This window comes from Peteryoungia ipomoeae (assembly GCF_004912165.1).
GTDB classification, from domain to species: domain Bacteria; phylum Pseudomonadota; class Alphaproteobacteria; order Rhizobiales; family Rhizobiaceae; genus Allorhizobium; species Allorhizobium ipomoeae.
In genome coordinates this window covers 72,471-92,532 of sequence record NZ_STGV01000003.1, presented here as the reverse complement: position 1 = coordinate 92,532, position 20,062 = coordinate 72,471, and the positions used below count along the sequence as shown (strand labels likewise).

20 protein-coding genes are annotated in these 20,062 nt (G+C 61.5%); 9 read left to right on the top strand and 11 right to left on the bottom strand.

The features are described from left to right. The first annotated feature begins 102 nt into the window (after positions 1-102). Complete coding sequence (locus FAA97_RS10105) at positions 103-1,794, top strand: methyl-accepting chemotaxis protein (RefSeq protein WP_136598421.1); 1,692 nt, start codon at positions 103-105, stop codon at positions 1,792-1,794. Positions 1,795-1,824: 30 nt separating this feature from the next. Here the strand turns inward: FAA97_RS10105 and FAA97_RS10100 are convergent, their stop codons facing one another. Further along, a complete protein-coding gene (locus tag FAA97_RS10100) occupies positions 1,825-3,471 on the bottom strand; it encodes a sensor histidine kinase (RefSeq protein ID WP_168800974.1) in 1,647 nt (548 codons plus the stop codon). Positions 3,472-4,047: 576 nt separating this feature from the next. Between FAA97_RS10100 and FAA97_RS10095 the strand changes: the two genes are divergently transcribed. Together FAA97_RS10095 and FAA97_RS10090 are read left to right on the top strand one after the other, a co-directional pair. Further along, positions 4,048-4,302 carry a hypothetical protein gene (locus FAA97_RS10095; protein WP_136598419.1) on the top strand — a complete coding sequence of 85 codons (255 nt, stop codon included), beginning with the start codon at positions 4,048-4,050 and terminating at the stop codon, positions 4,300-4,302. A 197-nt stretch (positions 4,303-4,499) separates the two neighbouring features. After that, a complete protein-coding gene (locus tag FAA97_RS10090) occupies positions 4,500-4,943 on the top strand; it encodes a YqaA family protein (RefSeq protein WP_136598418.1) in 444 nt (147 codons plus the stop codon). Positions 4,944-4,960: 17 nt separating this feature from the next. Here the strand turns inward: FAA97_RS10090 and FAA97_RS10085 are convergent, their stop codons facing one another. Then, the gene (locus FAA97_RS10085) at positions 4,961-5,209 is read right to left on the bottom strand and encodes a DUF982 domain-containing protein (RefSeq protein ID WP_136598417.1); all 249 of its coding nucleotides are present in this window, start codon (positions 5,207-5,209) and stop codon (positions 4,961-4,963) included. Between the two features lie 419 nt (positions 5,210-5,628). Here FAA97_RS10085 and FAA97_RS10080 point away from each other — a divergent pair, with 419 nt between their 5' ends. Then, positions 5,629-7,788 carry an autotransporter domain-containing protein gene (locus FAA97_RS10080; protein ID WP_136598416.1) on the top strand — a complete coding sequence of 720 codons (2,160 nt, stop codon included), beginning with the start codon at positions 5,629-5,631 and terminating at the stop codon, positions 7,786-7,788. Between the two features lie 52 nt (positions 7,789-7,840). On the opposite strand, the gene FAA97_RS10075 is transcribed toward FAA97_RS10080, so the two are convergent. Then, positions 7,841-8,047 carry a hypothetical protein gene (locus FAA97_RS10075; protein ID WP_136598848.1) on the bottom strand — a complete coding sequence of 69 codons (207 nt, stop codon included), beginning with the start codon at positions 8,045-8,047 and terminating at the stop codon, positions 7,841-7,843. A 158-nt stretch (positions 8,048-8,205) separates the two neighbouring features. After that, the gene (locus tag FAA97_RS10070; RefSeq protein ID WP_136598847.1) at positions 8,206-8,613 is read right to left on the bottom strand and encodes a winged helix-turn-helix transcriptional regulator; all 408 of its coding nucleotides are present in this window, start codon (positions 8,611-8,613) and stop codon (positions 8,206-8,208) included. Positions 8,614-8,743: 130 nt separating this feature from the next. On the opposite strand from FAA97_RS10070, the gene FAA97_RS10065 reads away from it, so the two are divergent. Next, the gene (locus FAA97_RS10065; RefSeq protein WP_136598415.1) at positions 8,744-9,490 is read left to right on the top strand and encodes an SDR family oxidoreductase; all 747 of its coding nucleotides are present in this window, start codon (positions 8,744-8,746) and stop codon (positions 9,488-9,490) included. A gap of 142 nt (positions 9,491-9,632) precedes the next feature. Here FAA97_RS10065 and FAA97_RS10060 read toward each other — a convergent pair whose 3' ends face one another. The 3 genes from FAA97_RS10060 to FAA97_RS10050 form a co-directional block, all read right to left on the bottom strand. Further along, positions 9,633-9,884, bottom strand: a complete 252-nt coding sequence (locus tag FAA97_RS10060; RefSeq protein WP_281281328.1) for a BrnA antitoxin family protein — start codon at positions 9,882-9,884, stop codon at positions 9,633-9,635. Beyond that, positions 9,844-10,122 carry a BrnT family toxin gene (locus tag FAA97_RS10055; protein ID WP_136598413.1) on the bottom strand — a complete coding sequence of 93 codons (279 nt, stop codon included), beginning with the start codon at positions 10,120-10,122 and terminating at the stop codon, positions 9,844-9,846. The genes FAA97_RS10060 and FAA97_RS10055 overlap by 41 nt, the downstream gene beginning before the upstream one ends. A gap of 185 nt (positions 10,123-10,307) precedes the next feature. Next, entirely contained in the window at positions 10,308-11,519 is a 1,212-nt protein-coding gene (locus FAA97_RS10050; RefSeq protein ID WP_168800985.1) for an ROK family transcriptional regulator, read from the bottom strand. 237 nt (positions 11,520-11,756) lie between these two features. Here FAA97_RS10050 and xylF point away from each other — a divergent pair, with 237 nt between their 5' ends. The 3 genes from xylF to FAA97_RS10035 all read left to right on the top strand — a co-directional run bounded on the left by xylF (position 11,757) and on the right by FAA97_RS10035 (position 15,170). Next, positions 11,757-12,797 carry a D-xylose ABC transporter substrate-binding protein gene (xylF, locus tag FAA97_RS10045; RefSeq protein WP_136598411.1) on the top strand — a complete coding sequence of 347 codons (1,041 nt, stop codon included), beginning with the start codon at positions 11,757-11,759 and terminating at the stop codon, positions 12,795-12,797. 259 nt (positions 12,798-13,056) lie between these two features. Next, a complete protein-coding gene (locus tag FAA97_RS10040; protein WP_136598410.1) occupies positions 13,057-14,370 on the top strand; it encodes a sugar ABC transporter permease in 1,314 nt (437 codons plus the stop codon). Between the two features lie 14 nt (positions 14,371-14,384). Next, complete coding sequence (locus FAA97_RS10035; protein WP_136598409.1) at positions 14,385-15,170, top strand: ATP-binding cassette domain-containing protein; 786 nt, start codon at positions 14,385-14,387, stop codon at positions 15,168-15,170. 204 nt (positions 15,171-15,374) lie between these two features. On the opposite strand, the gene FAA97_RS10030 is transcribed toward FAA97_RS10035, so the two are convergent. Then, on the bottom strand, positions 15,375-17,312 hold the full coding sequence (locus FAA97_RS10030) for a methyl-accepting chemotaxis protein (RefSeq protein ID WP_136598408.1): 1,938 nt from the start codon (positions 17,310-17,312) through the stop codon (positions 15,375-15,377). 306 nt (positions 17,313-17,618) lie between these two features. Next, the gene (locus tag FAA97_RS10025; RefSeq protein WP_136598407.1) at positions 17,619-17,999 is read right to left on the bottom strand and encodes an MAPEG family protein; all 381 of its coding nucleotides are present in this window, start codon (positions 17,997-17,999) and stop codon (positions 17,619-17,621) included. A gap of 183 nt (positions 18,000-18,182) precedes the next feature. Between FAA97_RS10025 and trhA the strand changes: the two genes are divergently transcribed. Next, entirely contained in the window at positions 18,183-18,842 is a 660-nt protein-coding gene (gene trhA, locus FAA97_RS10020; protein WP_136598406.1) for a PAQR family membrane homeostasis protein TrhA, read from the top strand. Positions 18,843-19,029: 187 nt separating this feature from the next. On the opposite strand, the gene FAA97_RS10015 is transcribed toward trhA, so the two are convergent. Both FAA97_RS10015 and FAA97_RS10010 read right to left on the bottom strand, forming a co-directional pair. Further along, on the bottom strand, positions 19,030-19,521 hold the full coding sequence (locus FAA97_RS10015) for an ABZJ_00895 family protein (RefSeq protein ID WP_136598405.1): 492 nt from the start codon (positions 19,519-19,521) through the stop codon (positions 19,030-19,032). 97 nt (positions 19,522-19,618) lie between these two features. Continuing rightward, positions 19,619-19,969: a hypothetical protein gene (locus tag FAA97_RS10010; RefSeq protein ID WP_136598404.1), complete on the bottom strand. Its 351-nt coding sequence runs from the start codon at positions 19,967-19,969 to the stop codon at positions 19,619-19,621. Positions 19,970-20,062 lie beyond the last annotated feature (93 nt).

The following is a 20,062-nucleotide window of genomic DNA, read 5'->3' as shown; positions in this document are numbered from 1 at the left end:
CCGCAACAGGTTCGCTTCTGTGACTGCTCAGCGTTCAATATAAGAGATCTTTAACGCAAGCCTGAATAGAATGCGTTACATCTCTCAGGAAAGATTGAACGCATGTCGCTATCGAACATTTTTCATGCAAAAAAACTTGCCGCCGATATGGCCGCCCTCAGCAACGCCCAGGCCATGATCTGGTTCAAGCCGGATGGCACGATCCTCGACGCGAACGACAATTTCCTGAAGGCCCTGGGCTATGAGCGGGCGGAAATCACCGGCAAGCATCATCGGATGTTCTGCGAGGAATCGCTTGTCAAATCGCCGGACTATATCGCCTTCTGGGCCGATCTGGCCGCGGGCAAACACAAGACCGGCCAGTTTCGCCGCATCAGCAAGACAGGCAACGATGTCTGGATCGAAGCGAGTTACAATCCGGTTTTCGAGGGCAACAGGGTCGTCCGGGTCCTGAAGATCGCCTCCGACATCACTGCGACGAAGACCACCTCCCTGCACGATGCCAACCGCATCCGCGCCATCGACGAATCGCAGGCCATCATCGAGTTCGAGCCTGACGGCACCATCGTCACGGCCAACAAGAATTTCCTGAACGCCATGGGGTACGGCCTCGACGAGGTCGTCGGCAAGAAGCACATGATGTTCTGCGATCCTGCCTATGTCGCATCATCAGCCTATGCGGAGTTTTGGGAGACTTTGCGCAGCGGGCAGTCGATCGTCAGCAATTTCGTGCGTTACGGCAAGGGCGGACGGGAAGTCTGGATCCAGGCGGCCTATACGCCGATCGTCAGTTCCCGCGGCAAGGTCTACCGCGTCATCAAGGTGGCAACCGATATCACCGGCCGCATGAAGGCGGTGACAACCATCGCCGGCGCCATCAAGCGTCTCGCCGATGGCGATCTCACGGTCCAGATCGTCGATCCTGTCGATCCCGTGCTGGAGACGACCCGGCAGGATTTCAACGTCACGGCCAAGGCGCTGAACAACACCATGCGCGAGATCATGGAGGCTGCCGAATCGCTGGCGGAAAACGCAACCGCCATCAATGACATCTCCACGCAGATCGCCCATGGCGGCGAACGCCAGGCGGCAACCGTGGAAGAGACTGCCGCAGCGCTTGAGCAGATTACCACCACGGTGCGCGAAACTTCCGTGCGGACCGCTGAAACGACAAAGATCGTCAGCGCCACCCGCAATGATGCCGAAGCCTCCGGTGAAGTGGTCACGCAGGCAACCGCCGCCATGGACGAGATTGAGACCTCCTCGCGTGAGATCGAGAACATCATTGGCGTCATCGATGAAATCGCCTTCCAGACCAATCTTTTGGCGCTGAATGCCGGCGTCGAGGCCGCGCGCGCCGGCGAGGCGGGCAAGGGCTTCGCGGTTGTCGCCCAGGAAGTGCGCGAACTTGCCCAGCGCTCGGCAAGTGCGGCCAAGGAGATCAAGTCGCTGATTGCCAAGGCGTCCAACGCCGTGCATCACGGCGTTCAGCTGGTCGACAAGACCGGCGAGGCCCTGCAGCAGATCGTCGAGAAGGTCAAACTGATCGACGGCAATGTCGAGGCCATGTCAACGGCGGCGCGTGAGCAGTCCGTCGGCATCAACGAGATCAACAGTGCGATCTCCGCCCTCGACAAGGTGACGCAACAGAGTGCCGCGACAGTCGAAGAAGCAAACGCCGCTTCCACCACACTCGCGGAAGCCGCACGGGCGCTCTACAGCTCCATCGGCCGCTTCAAGACCGTGCCCGTCCAGTCGCGGCCATCCAGCCAATCCTCCAGCTGGGCCGCATAAGCCTAAAGCCGATTGATCCTCAGCACACCCTCAGGCGGGCGTTTCGGCGTCCGCTTTTTCTTGAATCGGGAAGCGGATCTCGTAGCGGGTGCCCTGATGGTCGTCCTGTTCCTGGCTGCGCTCCAGCGTGCCGCCAACCTGCCGGACAAAAGCCTCCACCATGCCCGTGCCGGACCGGCGGCTCGGCTCGTTAGGCATGCCGACGCCATCGTCGGAGATCACCAGCAGGCCATGCTCCTCGGCATCGATCTCCAATGTCATTGAGATCGTGCCCTTGTCGCGGCCGATGAAGGCGTGTTTGACCGCATTGGTCACGATTTCCAATGCCGCAAGGGCGAGCGGCGAGGCGGAGTCGGGCGAGAGCAGCAGCCCTCTGACAAGGTTTGCCTCAAAGCCGATGTCGCGGTCGTCGGGGATCAGCGTTCGCGGATTGCAGGCCCGCTTGAGAAGATCGCCGAGATCGATCTTCTCATTGTCCGTCGATTGGTAGAGCAGGTCGTGCACGTCTGCGAGGGCCTGGACGCGCAGCTGCAGGTCGCGCCCGTTGATGGCACCCTTGCGCGCCTGGATGCTGATCAGACTGTTGATCATCGCCAGATTGTTCTTCACCCGATGGTTCATCTCGCGCATCAGCTGGTCGCGCTGGGCGGCCAGGCGCTCCAGCTCGGCAAGGTGAAGCTTCTGTCGCTGACTTTCGAGCTGAAACAATGCGCCGCGCCGCGCCAGGCTGGCAAAGATGACGGTGAAGGTGCCAATCGCGACCATCAGCAGCCAGACGGGCAAAGCCCGCTGCCGCATCTGCTCCCAGACGAGCGAGGTCGGCACGCCGAAGTTTGCGACAAGCGGCAGATCCCCGATCCGGCTATAGGCATAGATCCGCTCGACGCCATCGCTCACGGCAACGGTGGTAAAGGTGCCGGAATCGGCCTTGGCAAGCTCGGTCAGGGCAGGGGAGGTCTGCGGCAGCATGATCGGTGCGTCGGCATCCTTGCGCAACAGCAGCTTGCCATCCTCGCGCATCAGCGAGGCGGATTCATTGGGCATCAGGGCCGTATTCGCAAGAAAACCGCGGATCCGCCCCGGTTCCATCGACGAAACGATGACACCGCGAAACTGCGGCGTGACAAACGGGGTCACCACGACAACCGCATCCTCGCCGCTGGCGACAAGCTTCACCCGGTCGACAAAAATGCTGTTGGTCTCGTTTTTCAGCGCCTGCAGGTAATCGCGCTGGACCACCCGCGTGGTGGCCGGAAAACTCAGGCTTGAGGCCACGACCTTGCCGTCGAGCGCGACAACGGCAATCCCGTATCCGTTGCCCGCTTCGCCGTCCACGGCCACGAGAAACCGGTGAAAGCCTTCGGAGCGAAGATAGCCGACGGGCTCAACGGAGGCGCGGCTCAAGGCGGCGCGATGTTTGAATGTTTCCGTTTCGATGATGCGCTGGAGATATTGCCGCACGAGCGCGACCGTATCGCGCGCATGATCTTCGGCAATGCTGCGCTGGTCTGTCCAGGCAATCAATCCCCAGATCAGGCAGCCAATCACCGGAAGACCGATACCCGCAATCTGTAGCGCCCGGAACCAGCCCAGGACGCCATTTGGTGTCGAACCTGTCAACGAATGCCACTCCCCTTCGCCGAAGTGCGAACTCGCTTCGATGCAGGCATAGAGCATGTTCGTTCTGGCTTGGCAATCGGTCAAGATTGAACAGCTTTGCGGTTTTCGCTGCCCGGCCTGTCCGTCGCCGCCGATGCAACCAAGGCGCAGGCCATCCGCTAGCGGTGCAGGAAAACGATCATGGAATGCCGCAGTCTGAGCCTGCCGCCAAGGGCGCGGAGGCTTGCGCATGCCGTCTTCTCCTCACCTGATGTCCTCTGGTTTTCACAGGGATACCGGTCGATTGCCTAGGAGAAGGCCCAGCTGTCCGCCTCGCCTTGTCGTCCGCGCCACCGGCACTTCACGCCAGCCGGAACACTTCCACCCTGGCGGTCAGGCGGGCGCAAGGCGCGGGCTGACCTGGCCAAAGGATTGCTGTCTCAAGAAGCGTGGCACGCCGGTTCGGTTCATGCCCTCCTGTTGCAAAGATAATACGGTTTGACGGTGCGAGCCCCGCTCGGGCATGGCGGATGCCTCGCCAGGGATATGCGTGAGATCCGGCCGCCTCTCTCTCAAACACTTGCCTGCAGGCGTTGGCACCTTTTTCCCCCTCGCGCGTTGAGAGAAAGAGACTTCGCAAGGGAGAACGAGCAGATGGAAAACCGCAACATTGAAGGCATGAGCGATACCGAACTGAACCGCGTCATCCCCGCGGCCGAGCGCGCGCTCGGCACGCATGATCCGGATTATGAATCCGACGATGCCCGGAACCCGGGTCGACCCGAGCAGGACGTTCACGATCCCGATCACGGCGTCATAACCACGCCGTCGCCCAAGCATCCCGGAACCGATGACAGTGCCGATCTGCCCGAGGGCACCCGCATCGAAGGCACCGAGATCAGACAGTAAGGCAAGCGCCTTGATCCATGCATGGCCAGCCGAAGCGGCATCGCTGCGGCGATGGAGAATGCAGCGAAATCGAACCGAGGGGCAAGGTCTGGGGAGTCGGTGATCACCGGACAAAACCCAGCCCTCCCCAATTGCCCGGCGAGACCGCTTCTGCCGGGCAATTGCCTTGAAGGGCCTCACGCGCTAGAGCGGCTTTCGTGTTTACCGATCTCGCCGCCTATCTCGGTCTGTTTTCAGCGGCCTTTCTCGCGGCAACCCTTTTGCCTGCGCAGTCGGAAGCCGTGCTGGTCGGGCTGATCCTTGCTGACCGTCACCCCCTCATTGCGCTTCTGACCGTTGCCACCCTCGGCAATGTGCTGGGTTCGGTCGCCAACTGGCTGATCGGCCGCTTCATCGAGCATTTCCGCCATCGTCGCTGGTTTCCCGTGTCGGACAAGGGGCTCGCCCGCGCCGAAGCCTGGTATCGCCGCTACGGTCTCTGGTCGCTGCTGCTCGCCTGGATGCCGGTCATCGGCGATCCCATCACGGTCATCGCCGGCGTCTTCCGCACACCATTCCCGATCTTCCTGCTGCTGGTCGCAATCGCAAAGCTCGGCCGTTACCTCGTGCTCGCTGCCGTCACGCAGGGCGTGATGGGATGACGCGCTGACGCGGAGCGTTACGCCGTATATCTGACGCCGGCCTCGATTGCGGCCTCGATCAGCGCTTTCCTCGCATCCTCGTCCTTTGCCTTGCCGTTCGAGACAGCGGCGCAGACGGCAAGCGCCTTGTCGAGCACAGGCCCTTCCTCAAGTGGCCAATCCTCGATCAATGCCCAGGAGGCGCCAAGCGTCGTATCCACCACCACATCCTCACCCTCTTCGCCAATGGCATGAAGGGTCACCGGGTTTTTCCAGACTGTACGCATCCTCTCGTCTTTCCATTCTCGCCACGCCCGAAGGCGCCGCATCGGCTGCTTTGCGCCTCTATAGAGCCAAATACCCCTGGCGCGCCAGCCTTCCGGGCAGGGTGGCCAGAAGACATCGGATGGATCCGCAGAGGCTGCAGCGCAAATCTTTTCCCTCGCCCTCGATCGTGCCCGCAAGCCTGGTTCGTCGCCCTGCCTCACGTCGTCTGGCCGGCTTGCCTTCCTGACAGCCCAATGCGCCCACCACAGGCTTGGGACAAAGCACCAATCTTGGCCTTTCCCATCCTCCCGGGGCCTCGCTAGGCTCGGAATCGAGGCTGTTGCCGTTCAAGCGCTTTTTCCATCGCAAAGGTGCGGGCCCCGAGCGTGCAGCGTGACCGCATTCACACCCGGATCATCTCATACAGGCATCCTTCAAGATGAAAACGAAACACAGCGTCGTGGTCATTTCTTTTTCCAATTTGCTTTTGCTCGCCAGTCTCGGCGCGACCCATGCCGACAATCTGCCAAGCAGATCTCTGCTTGATATGAACGCAAGTGGTTCGGTCTATCTCGAGGCCGTGACGACCTTTGATGCCGATACAGGCGACGCGACGAGGTCTTTTCGCCTGGTCTCCAATCTCGGCGCCAAGACGGTCACGCTGGCACCGCCTGCGGGTACAAGCAATCTGGAAGCCTACGGTCTGAGCCGCGACGGAACCTATGTCGTCGGCAGTTACTTCGATGAGCGCGCCGGAAAATACGTCGATTTCATCTGGAAGAACGGTCGGTACCAGATTGTCGATTCCGAGACGGATGGCCTCTCCGGCATCAATGGGGTCGGGAATGACGGCAGCGCCTTCGGCTTCAGGGAGCGCGGCGGTATAGCGCAGTCCTTCATCTGGAAAAACGGTGTCTTCACGTTCACGCCGACGGACCCCGGTGTTTACCAGAGCACGCAATTGAATGCCCGCACCCCGGATGGACGCTTCGCTGTCGGTTCGCTGGAGCGCGTGGATGATAACCAGTCGCATGCGATGATCTGGGATACGAAGCTCAATGCGGTCACCGATATCGATACCGTCTATCGATACTCCTATTCCTCGCTCGTCAGCACGGATGGTTCGGTGGTCGCCGGCGTGGGCGGCCAACTGAATGGGCCATCTCAGGTGTTCCGCTGGACAAAAGACGGTGGGATGACGGATATCGGCGCCCTCGAAGTCGGCCAGAGCATGGTCCTGCGGGATATGTCCGCTGACGGCAACGTCTTGGTTGGACGCGGTTATATGTTCGATCCGAATGTCGGCGAGGACACATTCTATGCCTATCGGTACTCGGTGGATTCGACCGGGCAGGGAACTCTGACAAACCTCGGTGTGCTGTACCAGCCGGAGCCTGGCTGGGTTTCTGAGTCCGAGGCGATTGCGGTCAGCGCAGACGGGGCCTATGTGGTCGGCTCCGCCTATACGGATTACTACGGAGAGCAAGGATTCCGCTGGTCCGAGGAAACCGGCATGCAGTCCATCGAAGAATGGCTCGCAGGGGCCGGCGTTGACCCTGGTTTTGACAGTAAGGATGCCGAGTTCATTTCCGACAACGGCAATGTCGTCATGGGCTCCACCCTGGACGGTGACATCTATGTCGCCCGCGTCGGAGACATCAGCGGAGTCATCATCGAATCCGAGTTCTATCCGACGGTCGTGCAGGCTGCATCAAGCGCCGTGCAAAACAGCGTCTCCAGTGCCAATACCGTGATGTTCGGGGCGCAGGGCAATCCCCTGCGCAACCGGCTGGGCGCCGGCGAACGGTCGGTCTGGGGCACGGTGGATGGCGGCTACGACAATAGCGATATCTCCGAGGGCGGCTTGGCGCTCGGCGAATTCGGCCTGGGTTACGGCATAACGGATGGCATAACGGCCCGCATCTCCGTCGGCGGCACCTATTCCGATCAGGATCTGGATGCCGGTGGCTGGGTGAAGCAGAGAGGCTTCTTCCTCTCCCCGGAAGTGACAGCCGATCTGGGCTCGAACCTCTTCCTGACGCTGGGCGGCTATGTCGGTCGTGCGGATATCGACACTGCGCGCGGCTACCTGAACGGAACCATACAGGACAGTTCCGAGGGCAGCACCAATGCCGACACATGGGCGGCAAAGATCCGCCTCGACTGGCTGAACGCGGCCAATCTGGCCAATACCGATATCACCCCATACATCGGCCTCTCCTATGCCCGCACCACGGTGGATGCCTTTACCGAGCACAGCGGCGCCTTCCCGGTGAGCTATGACGAGACCAGCGACCATTCGACGATCGCCCGTCTGGGTGCCGATTTCGTCCACCCGGTGAGCGATACCGTGCGCCTGCTGGCCAAGACGGAACTGAGCTACCAGTTCGAGGATCACGCCGCCGCCACCTCGGGCACGCTGACCGGCATCAGCGATTTCAGCATCGATGGTGCGGAGTTGAAGCAGCTCTGGCTGCGCGGCGGCGTGGGTGCCGAAGTCGATCTCGGCGGTGGCACGGCCTCCGTCATGGTCAACGCGACCACGGAAGGCCAGGACCCGTCGCTCTGGCTGCGCTCGAACTACACCGTCAAGTTCTGATCGGTTCGCCGGTCAAGGTCGGCAGCCGCTCGGACGTTCGAGCGGGTCTCCCTCAATCCACAGAGCGCCGCGCCGCAAGCCTTTTGCGGTCGCGGTCGACGTGGTCGAAGCCAAGCTGCGTCAGGCGGAACTGTCGCTTCTGGAACTCGCCGCGGATCAGGATGAAGCCCATGGCTTCGGCTTCACCCAGCGTCTTCAGGCTCGTGCCCTTCGGCGGTGCCTGCCATTCCATTCCCTTGGCTGCATGCAGCAATACCATAATCTTGATAATCGCGGTCTCTCCATCGCTTTCCACGCGGCCCGCAACCACCCGGTCATGCTGCGCTGAGGGGGGCGAGGGGTGGGCCGGCCGGTTTCGGTCTGTCAAACAGTCCTATGCCCCAGCGCGGTTGAGCCGTCGATGAAAAAAGCGCGGGCTCACGTTTTTCGACCCGTAGAGGCAAAGGCTTCGCGTGAGCGCATGATCGCGTCATGGTGTTTCTCCGCCCATTTCCACACGCCGCAAAAGGCCTCGCCCAGGCTGTGCCCAAGCGGCGTCAGCGTGTAATCGACATGCGGCGGGATCACCGGATGCACGGTGCGTTTCACCAGCCCGTCTTCTTCCATGCGGCGCACCGTCTGGGTCAGCATCTTCTGGCTGATACCCGAAACAATCCGTCCGAGCTGGGTAAAGCGCAGCGTGCCATGTTCCTCCAGCGCCTCCAGGATCAGCATGGTCCATTTGTCCGCCACCTTGCCGATAATGTCGTCCACCAGCGCTTCGATGGCGGGGTCGACCACCTCGGGAATGGTGTCCCCGCCGTGTAAGGCGAGATCCGGATCGATGAAATTTCGCTCGGAAGCCTTGCTCACCAGTCACTCTCCTTTTGGTGTGTATAAATCTTTTCGGTGCCTACTTTGGAAAAGAGAGTATGAACTCTAACTTGGGCAAGCACAACACAAATGAGGTTTTCCCATGCAGATGACAGGCAACACCATCCTTATCACCGGTGGCGGCTCGGGTATCGGTGAGGCGCTCGCCCACCGCTTTCATGATCTCGGCAACACCGTGATCATTGCCGGCCGCCGGCTTGACGCGCTGGAAGCGGCCATCGGCGAACGCGACAACATGCACGCCATGGTGTTCGACGTTGAAAACAAGGACGGCATCACGGAATTCGCCCATCGCGTGATTGGCCAATTTCCGGCGCTCAACGTCGTCGTCAACAATGCCGGCATCATGCGCTTTGAGCCGCTGGATCAGCCCCGCGATCTTGCCGATGCAGAAGCGACGGTTACCACCAACCTTCTCGGACCGATCCGCCTGATCAACGCATTGACCGAGCACCTGATCGCGCAGCAAAACGCCGCCCTGATCAACGTTACCTCGGGCCTTGCCTTCGTGCCGCTGGTCTCGACCCCAACCTATTCCGCCACCAAGGCGGCGCTGCACAGCTATACCCAGAGCCTGCGTGCAGCCCTTGCCGGCAAGGTCGAGGTCATCGAACTCGCGCCCCCGGCCGTCCAGACCGACCTCACCCCCGGCCAGTCGACGCGTGAAGGCTATCTGCCGCTCAAGGATTACATCAACGAGGTCATGGCGCTCTTTGCCGTCAAACCGACCCCAGCGGAAATCCTGGTTGAACGCGTCGGCTTCCTGCGCAATGCCGAAGCCGAAAATCGCTTCGAAAAGACCTTCACGATGCTGAATTCGGCGCATTGACACGGACGTGTGGGGAGAAGGGATCGCGGAGCACGCGGTCTTTTCTCCCTCGGCACGCAAGGGGAAATGTCTGCCGAGCGTCAGCGCAGTCCGGGTGAGGGGCCGCAGCTGGGGGCGCGATGGTTTGCGCCTCCATTGTCACTCAGCCCTTCGAGCCGAGCCATTCCTTCAGTGCCGCGTTGATCCGCGACTGCCAGCCGGGGCCATCGCGCCGGAAGGCCTCGATCACGTCCTGATCGAGGCGGATGGTGGTCGACACTTTCGGCTTTTCGCTAGCCGGTCGCCCGACCCGGACGGGAGTAGCCTTGAGCATCTCGCGCCAAGGTGAGAGCGTAAGGTCGGGGGCATCGTCGTCAGTGTCCAGTGAGCCTTTGGGAGTAGTGTGATTGTTCACGCTCGTTTGCCTTTCTCATGCTGATGATCCGGATCGTATCGGCGCGATGGGTCCAGACGAGCACCACCATTCTCCCGTCAATGTATCCGATTGTGATGAATCGGACCTCACCATAGTCCCTGCGGTTGTCCTCAATGGTCAGATGCGGTGTGTCGAAGACCTCGCCTGCGCGGAGGAAATCAAGTCCCCGCTCTCGAGGGGTCGTAAGCCGCTTGGCCGGATCGCAGGTAATCTTCATTTTTGTTACTACAAAAAATCGGAAATGTCAGCTATGTCTGCAAGTGCCACCATGGATTGCATTGGTGAGGTGCCAGGTCAATCGCCGCCGCGTATGAGCTGACCGGCCCTGAGCAATTGGCGATCGTTGGTGCGCTGTCACGGCGCGGACTTGCGCCCGCTTTTTGCAGGCATGAGGTCATCCCCTCACACCCCAAGCCCCTGTTCGATCTCGGTCAGCGCCCGGTCGACATGGCCCTCGAAGACGAGCGTTTCCTCTTCGGTGATGATGAGGATCTCCGGTGAGCCGCGCACCTTCACATGCAGGGATTGCGCCAGGCCCTCGTCGATCCCGCGGCTGAGCAGGTCCATGAAGCGCGTGCCGGGGCCGGTGATGGCGATCGGCATGGTCTCTTCGGCAAGGCTCAAGAGCCGCGACAGTCCCTGGCCGAGCGCCAGCCCCGCCTGGCGGAAGGCATATTGCGAAGCGCGGTGGCCCTGGCGGGCGCGGGTCGCAATCTTTTCCATCTCGGTGAGCGGCACGAATTGCGCCGGGATCGTGTCTGGCGGCACCTCAAAGGCGGTGCGTAAGATACCGTAGAAGCCGGCGGAGGCCTCGATGCAGCCGCGCGCGCCGCAGCGGCAGAGCTTGCCGTCATCGGCATGCAGCATGTGACCGAAATTCGGCGCCCGCACATCGAGCGCGCCATAGCGGTCGCGCATCGCCACGCCAAGCCCGATGGAATGACCGAGCGACAGCGTGGCGAGGGAGGCGAGCGGTACGCCGCGCGTCTTCTCCAGCCGGGTGGCGAGCGCATGCGTCACCAGCAGGCTCTCATTGAACAGATGCACGCGTGCCGCGCCGAAACCCTGCAGCGCCGCCTCGAAATCCAGCGGCTCATAGCCGAAGACCGGCGACCAGGAGAGCCTCGCCCCCTCGCGGTCGGCAAGCCCCTTGCTGCTGATCGAGACGGTGGAAATCGCATCGGGCTGAAGCCGCGAGCGGGAAGTCAGCCGGTCGAGAGCGGTCCGGAAACCGGTCAGAAACTGCTGCGGCGACACGGCCCCCTGGTCGCGGGCTTCCTCGATCCGGTCGACCATCGTGCCGCGAAAATCAGCGAGCGAATATTGCACGGCATGCGAGGAAATCCGGACCGCGATCACATGGGCGGCGGAGGCCCGGCGGCCAAAGAGCACCCGCGGCCGGCCGCGGCCGCCGACACTTGCGACTTCGCGTCGCTCGATGAGGCCAGACTTTTCCAGTGCCGCCGTGATGGAGGAAACCGTGGAGGAAGAAAGCCCTGTAACCCCGGAAAGATCGGTATGCGCCAGCGGTCCGTCGCGCCGAAGCGCGGTCAGCACCAACCCGTTGTTCTGGTGACGGACGGCTTCCGTGCTCGCTTTTGCACCCGTCGTCATCTGGGGCTTTTCGCCCGTCTTGCTGTGGTCCACCGCATGCTCCTCCCAAAGCATTTGGTCACTGTCTTGGCAAGCGCTCCTCCGCCCGTGTTGACAGCGCTCAAAACATCTGACAGTTATTTTCTCGACTGTCGAGAAAAACCATTGGACGGGGTTCCATGGGGCAGGGCAGTTTTCAGGCGGGGCGTCGGTGGGGAGGTACTTCCGACGATCCGCTTTCACCTTGGGAGGTTTAAAATGAAATCCGTTTATAAGCTGATGGCAGCCACTGCCGTCATCGTGAGCCTGCATTCCGTCGCCAGCGCCGAAGGCCTGACGGTCGGCGTTTCCTGGTCCAACTTCCAGGAAGAGCGTTGGAAGACCGACGAGGCTGCAATCAAGGCAGCGCTCGAAGCTGCCGGCAACAAGTATATTTCCGCTGATGCCCAGACCTCGGCTGCCAAGCAGCTGACCGACGTCGAAAGCCTGATCGCGCAGGGCGCAAACGCCCTCATCGTCCTCGCCCAGGACTCTGAAGCCATCGGCCCGGCCATCGAAAAGGCCACTGCCGAAGGTATTCCGGTCGTAGGCTACGACCGCCTGATCGAAAATCCCGATGCCTATTACATCACCTTCGACAACAAGGAAGTTGGCCGCATGCAGGCCCGCGAAGTGATGAAGGCAAAGCCGGAAGGCAATTACGTCTTCATCAAGGGCGCATCGACCGACCCGAACTCCGACTTCCTCTATTCCGGCCAGATCGAAGTGCTGAAGGAAGCCATGGACGCTGGCAAGATCAAGAATGTCGGCGAAGCCTATACCGACGGCTGGAAGCCGGAAGCTGCCCAGAAGAACATGGAGCAGTTCCTGACCGCCAACAACAACAAGGTCGACGCCGTCGTTTCGTCCAACGACGGCATGGCCGGCGGTGTTGTGGCAGCGCTCGAAGCCCAGGGTCTCGCCGGTTCCGTTCCGGTCTCCGGCCAGGACGGCGACAAGGCTGCTCTGAACCGTGTTGCCCTCGGCACGCAGACCGTGTCTGTCTGGAAGGACAGCCGCGAACTCGGCAAGAAGGCCGCTGAAATCGCCAACGAACTCGCAGCCGGCAAGGCCATGGGCGAGATCGAAGGCACCGTGAAGTTCTCCGGCGGCCCGAAGGCCGTTGAAATGAACTCCTACTTCATCGCTCCGCTGCCGATCACCAAGGAAAACCTCTCCACCGTCATCGAGGCGGGCTGGATTTCCAAGGAAGAAGCCTGCCAGGGCGTTGCCGCGGGTTCGGTTGCAGCCTGCAACTGATCTGACCGGATAACGCACACAAGAGCTTGAGCCGGAACGCCGCAGCCTTTGCGCTGCGGCGTTTCGACTGGTCGAAGGCAGGAATGCGAAAACCGGCAGGCCTTTCCAGGCGCCGGTGGCTTTGCGGCAAGGCGGCAAAGCCTGGCAAAACCTTAAAAAATGCCTCGACCCGCAGGCCGGATTGATCCGGCAGCCCGGCGCTTGGATGAAGCGCGGGCCTCGATCGCAAGCCGCACTACGACTGGGGAGACAATTCGTAATGGCCGATAACAGCATTGCCGCCGCCACGCATGGCGCGAGGGCATCCAACATTTCAGCGGTAAAACGCTTCTTTCAAGCCACCGAAATCGACACGCGCCTCCTGGGCATGGTGATCGCGCTCGGCGTCATCTGGGTCGGCTTCGACCTTCTCTCCGGAGGCCTTTTCCTCACCTCGCGCAACCTGTGGAACCTCTCGGTTCAGGCGGCCTCGGTCTCGGTCATGGCAACCGGCATGGTGCTGGTCATCGTCACCCGCAACATCGATCTTTCGGTCGGCTCCATTCTCGGCTTCGTCGGCATGATCATGGCCGTCCTGCAGGCCCGCATCCTGCCGCCGATCATCGGTTTCGAGCATCCGCTGATGTGGGTGATTGCACTCACTGCCGGCATCGTGCTGGGCGCTGCCATCGGCGCCTTCCAGGGCGCCATCATCGCCTTTCTCGGCGTTCCCGCCTTCATCGTCACGCTGGGCGGCCTGCTCGTCTGGCGCGGGGCGGCCTGGCTCGTCACCTCGGGCGCAACGGTCGCGCCCATGGACACCACCTACCGCCTGATGGGCGGCGGCGCGGATGGCTCGATTGGCGTTACGGCCAGCTGGATCGTCGGCCTCGTCGCCTGCCTGCTCATCGTCCTCACCATCTTGAACACCCGCAAGCAGCGCCGCCGCTTCGGCTTCCCGCTGCGTCCGGTCTGGGCGGAATATTTCCTCGTTGCCGCCGGTTGCCTGGCCATTCTTGGCGCCGTCTATGTCGCGAACACTTACTATATGCCGGTCAATCTGGCCCGCCGTTACGCGGAGGCCAACGGCATCGCCTGGCCGGAGGGCGGGCTGCAGATCGGTCTTGGCATCGCCATCCCGGTCCTGATCGCCATCGGCATCGCCATGGTCATGGCCTTCATCACCAACCGCACGCGCTTCGGTCGCTACGTCTTTGCCATCGGCGGCAATCCGGAAGCAGCCGAACTCGCCGGCATCAAGGTGAAGTGGGTCACGGTGCGCATCTTCGCGCTGATGGGGGCGCTCTGCGCCGTCGCCGCGGCTATTTCCACCGCCCGCCTCAATGCCGCGACCAATGCGCAGGGCACGCTCGATGAGCTTTACACCATCGCCGCGGCCGTCATCGGCGGCACCTCGCTTGCCGGCGGTGTCGGCACCATCGCTGGCGCCATGCTCGGCGCCATCGTCATGCAATCACTGAATTCGGGCATGGTCCTGCTCGGTCTCGACACACCGCTGCAAAGCATCGTCATCGGCATCGTGCTCGTGATCGCGGTCTGGCTCGATACCGTCTACCGCGCTCGTGCGAAGTAAGGGGAGTTGAACTCATGTCGGACACACGCACCCCCCTCGTGGAAATGCGCAATGTTTCCATCTCCTTCGGCGGCATCCACGCCGTCGATGATGCCTCGGTCGATCTCTTTCCGGGAGAAGTCGTGGCGCTGCTCGGCCATAACGGTGCCGGCAAGTCGACCCTGATCAAGATCCTGTCGGGCGCCTACAAGCGCGATGGCGGCGATATCCTGATCAATGGCGAGCAGGCGGATATCAACAACCCGCGCGACGCCAAGAAATACGGCATCGAAACGATCTACCAGACGCTCGCCGTCGCCGACAATGTCGATGCCGCCGCCAATCTCTATCTCGGTCGCGAATTGCGCACCCCCTGGGGCACGCTTGATGATGTCGCGATGGAGGCAAAGGCCCGCGAAGTCATGGGGCGGCTCAACCCCAACTTCCAGCGCTTCAAGGAACCGGTGAAGGCACTCTCCGGCGGCCAGCGCCAGTCGGTGGCGATCGCCCGCGCCATCCTCTTTGACGCGCGCATCCTGATCATGGACGAACCGACGGCAGCCTTGGGACCGCAGGAGACCGCCCAGGTTGGCGAACTGATCCAGCAGCTCAAAAGCGATGGAATCGGCATCTTCCTGATCAGCCACGACATCCACGATGTCTTCGACCTCGCCGACCGCGTCTTCGTCATGAAGAACGGCCGCGTGGTGGGCCATGCCCGCACCGAAGATGTCACCAAGGACGAAGTGCTCGGCATGATCATCCTCGGCAAATGCCCTCCGGGTGCCATCCCCGGACCGGGTGCCATGCAGACGGCGTGAACGATGCCACCATGAGATGAAGAGGCGAGGGGGCGAGAGCTCCCTCGTTTTGCGTTTTGCGAGGAGGTCGAGGGAGATCAGACGGGAGCAGATGTCGCGGCATCGCCCTTATCCCGGCTTGCCACCTGCCATCCTCGGCTTGGCACATGACAAAAAGAAACCGGGGCAAAGCCCCGGTCGCATTGCTCAATCCGCAGGAGGACCTCAGAATTCCTCCCAGCTATCCTTGGCTGCTGCGGCACTGCCGCCCATGCCGACGGCGCTTGCGACCTTGGCAAGCATGCGCCGGGCCGGCGAGGCGACGGGGCGTTGGTCTGATGTTGCGATCTGCGGGCGGCCGGTCTTCATCGTCTCGCCAAGCTGGAAGACGGAGATGATATCGCGCAGCTTGTTGACTTCGTCGGCAAGCGATGCGCTGGCAGCCGTCGACTGTTCCACCATCGCGGCGTTCTGCTGGGTCACCTGATCCATCTGGTTGACGGCGGTGTTGACCTCAGCAAGCCCGACCGACTGTTCCCTGGCGGATGTTGCAATGGCATCGAGCTGGGTGTTGATGGTGACGACCTGGCTTTCGATCACCTTCAGCACGGCACCGGTCTCCTGCACCAGCTTGACGCCGGTAGACACCTCGTCGGAGGAGTTGCGGATCAGCTCCTTGATCTCCTTGGCGGCTTGCGCCGAGCGCTGGGCAAGCTCGCGGACTTCCTGCGCGACAACGGCAAATCCCTTGCCGGCCTCACCGGCACGGGCCGCTTCGACGCCGGCATTGAGCGCCAGCAGGTTGGTCTGGAATGCGATCTCGTCGATGACGCCGATGATATTGGAGATCTGGTTGGAGGAATCCTCGATCCGCTGCATCGCGGTCACGGCATTCGACACCACTTCACCGGAGCGGCGGGCCGAGCTGTTGGCCTCGATCGCGACATTGCGCGCTTCTTCGGTCCGCTTGGAGGAGTTTGCCACATTGGTCGTGATCTGGTCGAGGGCTGCGGCAGTCTCCTCAAGCGAGGCAGCCTGCTGCTCGGTGCGCTTGGAAAGATCGTTGGCGCCCTGGCTGATTTCGCGGGCACCGTTGTCGATCGAGGCTGTGCCCTGGGCAACCGAGCGCAGGCTGTCGGCAAGCTGCGATACGGCCCTGTTGAAATCGGCGCGCAGGCCTTCGAAGTCGCTGGCGAAGGGCTTCGAGAGCTGGAAGGTCAGATTGCCGCTCGACAGATGCTTGAGGCCCTCTGCGAGGCCGGAGGTGGCCTCGGCCATCTCCTGTGCACGGATGCGTTCGGCTTCCGCCACGCGCGCACGCTCGGCCTCGCCGGCACTGCGGTTGCTTTCGGCTTCGCGTTCCAGCTCCCTGGCCCGCAGGCCGTTGTCCTTGAACACCTGAACGGCCTTGGCCATGCCACCGATTTCGTCGCGGCGCTCTATGCCATCGACCTCGGCTGAGAGATCTCCATTGGCAAGAACAACCATGGTGTTGGATAGCGCCCGGATCGGACGAACCAGCCAGCCGCGGATGGCAAAGAAGCCGAGGATTAGAACGACGACGAGGCCGCCGATCACGCCGACGATGGTCGTTGTAATGGTATAGTCGGCATTGGCGGAAAGGACATCGCTTTCCTTCTTGGCCTCATCGACCACCACATTTGTGACAGCGGAGAAGCGCGCACCGATTTCGACGAATTTCGGCTGACATTGCTCCAGGAAGGTTTGCTGAGACGCTGCGACGTCGGTTTCGCTGGTTGCAGCATGTGCTGCTGCGATCGTTGCCGCGCAGCTGTTCTCGATCACAGCCAGGCCGTCGATCTTCAGCTTGGGAATATCGGCGTTTCCAGGCATGGCTGCCTGTGCCGTGTCGATGTAGCTGACAAAGCTTGCCTTGTTCTCCTCCAGTTCCTTTTCGGAGGCCGCGTTCATGGCATCCGTGCGCGACATCAGCAAATCGCCGATCGAGGCGCGTGCCGCCTGCAGCGAACGGTTGCTGCGCGCGAGGTAAAGTGCCGCAGTCTCTTCCTGCTCCAGCAAGGCCGAGTAGCTGTCGTCAATCTTGGAGATCTGGTTGCCGGAGAAGAAGGCGACGCCGAGGGAAAAGATGCCGAAGCTGGCCATGATGACCAGAAACTTGCCGATGATAGAGATGTTTTTCACGGTGTGCCCCACCTGCTGTGTTCATGCCAAAAATTGCTCATGGATCCGGGTGGGCAAAGAAATGGAATCGGTCAGATTCCCTCTAAGCCGGAGAGAGGCACAGAAGGCCTTGCCTTCTTTGACAGTCTTGAGATCGCCCTGGTTCCAGTGCTGGACAAATTAGCGGCAAAAGCTGTATGGGTAGTTAAGGCTTCCGTTGTTTAGGTTATCTTTTAATTCGGATTGTCAGCTCGGATTTATCGTGCCTGGCGGATCGGCAAGGGCAATCGCTTGCCAGTCGTCCTGCAGTTGGCGCCACCCGCGTCGTTACGGCGTGAGAACCGCCCCCAGCGTACCGCCCACCAAAAGCACGATGCCGATCAGAAACGTCAGCGCAGCACCAGGTCCGCGTTTCTTGGCGTCGGCATAATATTCCGCCGCATAGAGCACGCGCGCCGCCGTCCAGCCGAAGCCGAGAAGCCCGGCCAGCATGTCGGACACATAGGTGCCGAACAGCCAGAGCGAGGGCAGGAAAAGCACCAGTTGCTCCACCGTGTTCTGCTGCACCCGGAACACCCGCTCGAAGTCTGCATTGCCCGTGGTGCGCGGCGCCTCGATGCCGAATTTCTTGCGCGCCTGACCCACCTTTAGCAGGAACCAGCAATAGGCAAGAAGCGCGGTAAAAGTGGCAAGCACGGTAAAACGCATGAAATTTCTCGTCCGCTGTCGAGGGGAGTAACGAAAGATTGGTAGGCGTTGTGTTAGCGTGACGCAAGCAGAGGAGGGGAGTCGTCACGACAGTTTCGTGAAGCGCTGCGATCTTGTCGCGCGCGGGCTTTTCCGCCATTGTTCTGAAATACGCTTTGCCGGCGAAGACAGTTACGGGTTTTCATGACGATCGAACATTTCAAATTTGGGCGTAAATACGACCTCACCGAACTGGTCGCCGACGGCATCATTCATGGCATCGGCGTGGTCTTCGCGCTGGTCGGCGCCACCGCGCTGATTTTTTACGCCACCGTCTATTCCGACTATGCCAATATCGCCGCCAGCTGGATCTACGGGCTTGGCCTGATCATCGCGCTTGGCGTGTCCTTCACCTACAATATGTGGCCGCATTCCCGAGTGAAGTGGATCCTGCGCCGCTTCGACCATTCGGCAATCTTCATCCTGATCGCCTCCACCTACACGCCCTTTCTCGTCCAGGGGGCCGAACGCCCGGCAATCCTCGCGCTTTTGATCGGCATCTGGGCAACGGCCATCATCGGCATCTGGCTGAAATTCCGCTTTCCCGGCCGTTACGATCGCCTCGCCATCCTGCTTTATCTCGGCATGGGCTGGAGCGGCGCGCTCGCCATGGGGCCTTTGTCGGAAATCATCCCCGAGATCACCCTGACGCTGATCATCGTCGGCGGTTGCATCTATTCCGCCGGCGTCATCTTCCATGTCTGGGAAAAGCTGCGCTTCCAGAATGCCATCTGGCACGCCTTCGTCGTCGCCGCATCGATCGTGCATTATTCGGCAGTCTTTACGGCGATCAGCCTCGGCTGAGACAGCCGAGACAAGGTCAACCGAGACACGGCAAGCCGATACATGGCAAACCTTCACCCTCCGTCATCCTTAGGGCTTGTCCCGAGGATCTGCCAAGGCCTGGCCCCGCGCCGAAGTCGCCGGATCTGTTCCGCCCCTTCAAGGAGCGGACCACCGGCGGTTCATCTCCGCCGATGGCTTTGCCCATTCAGGCCGTGGCGTTCGCGGCCTTCTCGGCATCTTCCTTCTGCGCCAGCTTCGCAGCAGCGCCGGCACCGATCCGCAGGCCAACCAGCGTGACGGGGTAGGACAAGAGGAGGCCAAATCCGAGGAACACCAAAGCCGCGCCAACCGACCCCAGCCCCATCTCGTCGACAAGCCCGGAAACTTCGGCAGCTTCAACCCCGCCGGAAATCATCATCAGGGCGAACAGCAGCGTGCCGAGCGCCAGGCTGACCAGCGACATGAAGAAGGCAAGGCCAAAGGACAGCGACCAGCTTGGCTTGGCGCGCAACTGCTGGCCGACATAATTGCCAGCCGTGGTGGCGCTGCCGATCAGGATGGCAACATTGGCCGCGCGGAACAGATCCTCGTCCCATCCAAGGGCTTCCGCCACCACGAACAGAATAAGCATCAGGACCTGCAAGCCGATCAGGGTTGCGGTGTAACGGGTCAGGAGACCGGGAAGAAGAGCGCGCATGGCCGCGTTTCCTTTGTGGTTGGAATTCATCGGCGAAGCTCATGCCGCATTTTTGTGCGAAGCGAAGTGGCAGATATCACACCTCCGCATCCACCCGCTAATTTACCAAGCCGTTCCAAAGGCTGGCGCCAATGACCAGAACGCCGACGGCAACGATGGCGCCGATGATCGAGCCTGCCGTGCCGCGCGGTCCGAGCTTCAGGCAAAATCCGGCCAGCACGGCGGCGACAAGCTGCAGGAGCATGGCCTCAAGCGGACCTGGAGCGCGCACCAGAAAAAGAAACGGGATGGGCAAGAGGACGGACAGAAGCGGCACCGCCGCGCCCTTCCAGGCAGGCTGGCCGGTAAGCCTTGCCCCGGCTGCGCCGCCCGCGGCACCGACGATCAGGCCGATCGACAGTGCAATCAGAATGAGGATCGTCATGGTGCCCGTATCGATCGGCTGCATCCTTGTCTCCTTTCGGGCCGAGGTCCGGCAAGAGGCGAACCTCAAGGTCACGCCATCGAAACCGGAGCGGTCAGCCGGGGCCGTCAGGCATTT

Coding starts and splice junctions, on each gene's coding strand:
- FAA97_RS10105 (WP_136598421.1), top strand. CDS start 103: ATGTCGCTATCGAACATTTTTCATGCAAAAAAACTTGCCGCCGATATG.
- FAA97_RS10100 (WP_168800974.1), bottom strand. CDS start 3,471: ATGCTCTATGCCTGCATCGAAGCGAGTTCGCACTTCGGCGAAGGGGAG.
- FAA97_RS10095 (WP_136598419.1), top strand. CDS start 4,048: ATGGAAAACCGCAACATTGAAGGCATGAGCGATACCGAACTGAACCGC.
- FAA97_RS10085 (WP_136598417.1), bottom strand. CDS start 5,209: ATGCGTACAGTCTGGAAAAACCCGGTGACCCTTCATGCCATTGGCGAA.
- FAA97_RS10080 (WP_136598416.1), top strand. CDS start 5,629: ATGAAAACGAAACACAGCGTCGTGGTCATTTCTTTTTCCAATTTGCTT.
- FAA97_RS10075 (WP_136598848.1), bottom strand. CDS start 8,047: ATGGTATTGCTGCATGCAGCCAAGGGAATGGAATGGCAGGCACCGCCG.
- FAA97_RS10065 (WP_136598415.1), top strand. CDS start 8,744: ATGCAGATGACAGGCAACACCATCCTTATCACCGGTGGCGGCTCGGGT.
- FAA97_RS10055 (WP_136598413.1), bottom strand. CDS start 10,122: ATGAAGATTACCTGCGATCCGGCCAAGCGGCTTACGACCCCTCGAGAG.
- FAA97_RS10050 (WP_168800985.1), bottom strand. CDS start 11,519: ATGACGACGGGTGCAAAAGCGAGCACGGAAGCCGTCCGTCACCAGAAC.
- xylF (WP_136598411.1), top strand. CDS start 11,757: ATGAAATCCGTTTATAAGCTGATGGCAGCCACTGCCGTCATCGTGAGC.
- FAA97_RS10040 (WP_136598410.1), top strand. CDS start 13,057: ATGGCCGATAACAGCATTGCCGCCGCCACGCATGGCGCGAGGGCATCC.
- FAA97_RS10035 (WP_136598409.1), top strand. CDS start 14,385: ATGTCGGACACACGCACCCCCCTCGTGGAAATGCGCAATGTTTCCATC.
- FAA97_RS10025 (WP_136598407.1), bottom strand. CDS start 17,999: ATGCGTTTTACCGTGCTTGCCACTTTTACCGCGCTTCTTGCCTATTGC.
- trhA (WP_136598406.1), top strand. CDS start 18,183: ATGACGATCGAACATTTCAAATTTGGGCGTAAATACGACCTCACCGAA.
- FAA97_RS10015 (WP_136598405.1), bottom strand. CDS start 19,521: ATGCGCGCTCTTCTTCCCGGTCTCCTGACCCGTTACACCGCAACCCTG.
- FAA97_RS10010 (WP_136598404.1), bottom strand. CDS start 19,969: ATGCAGCCGATCGATACGGGCACCATGACGATCCTCATTCTGATTGCA.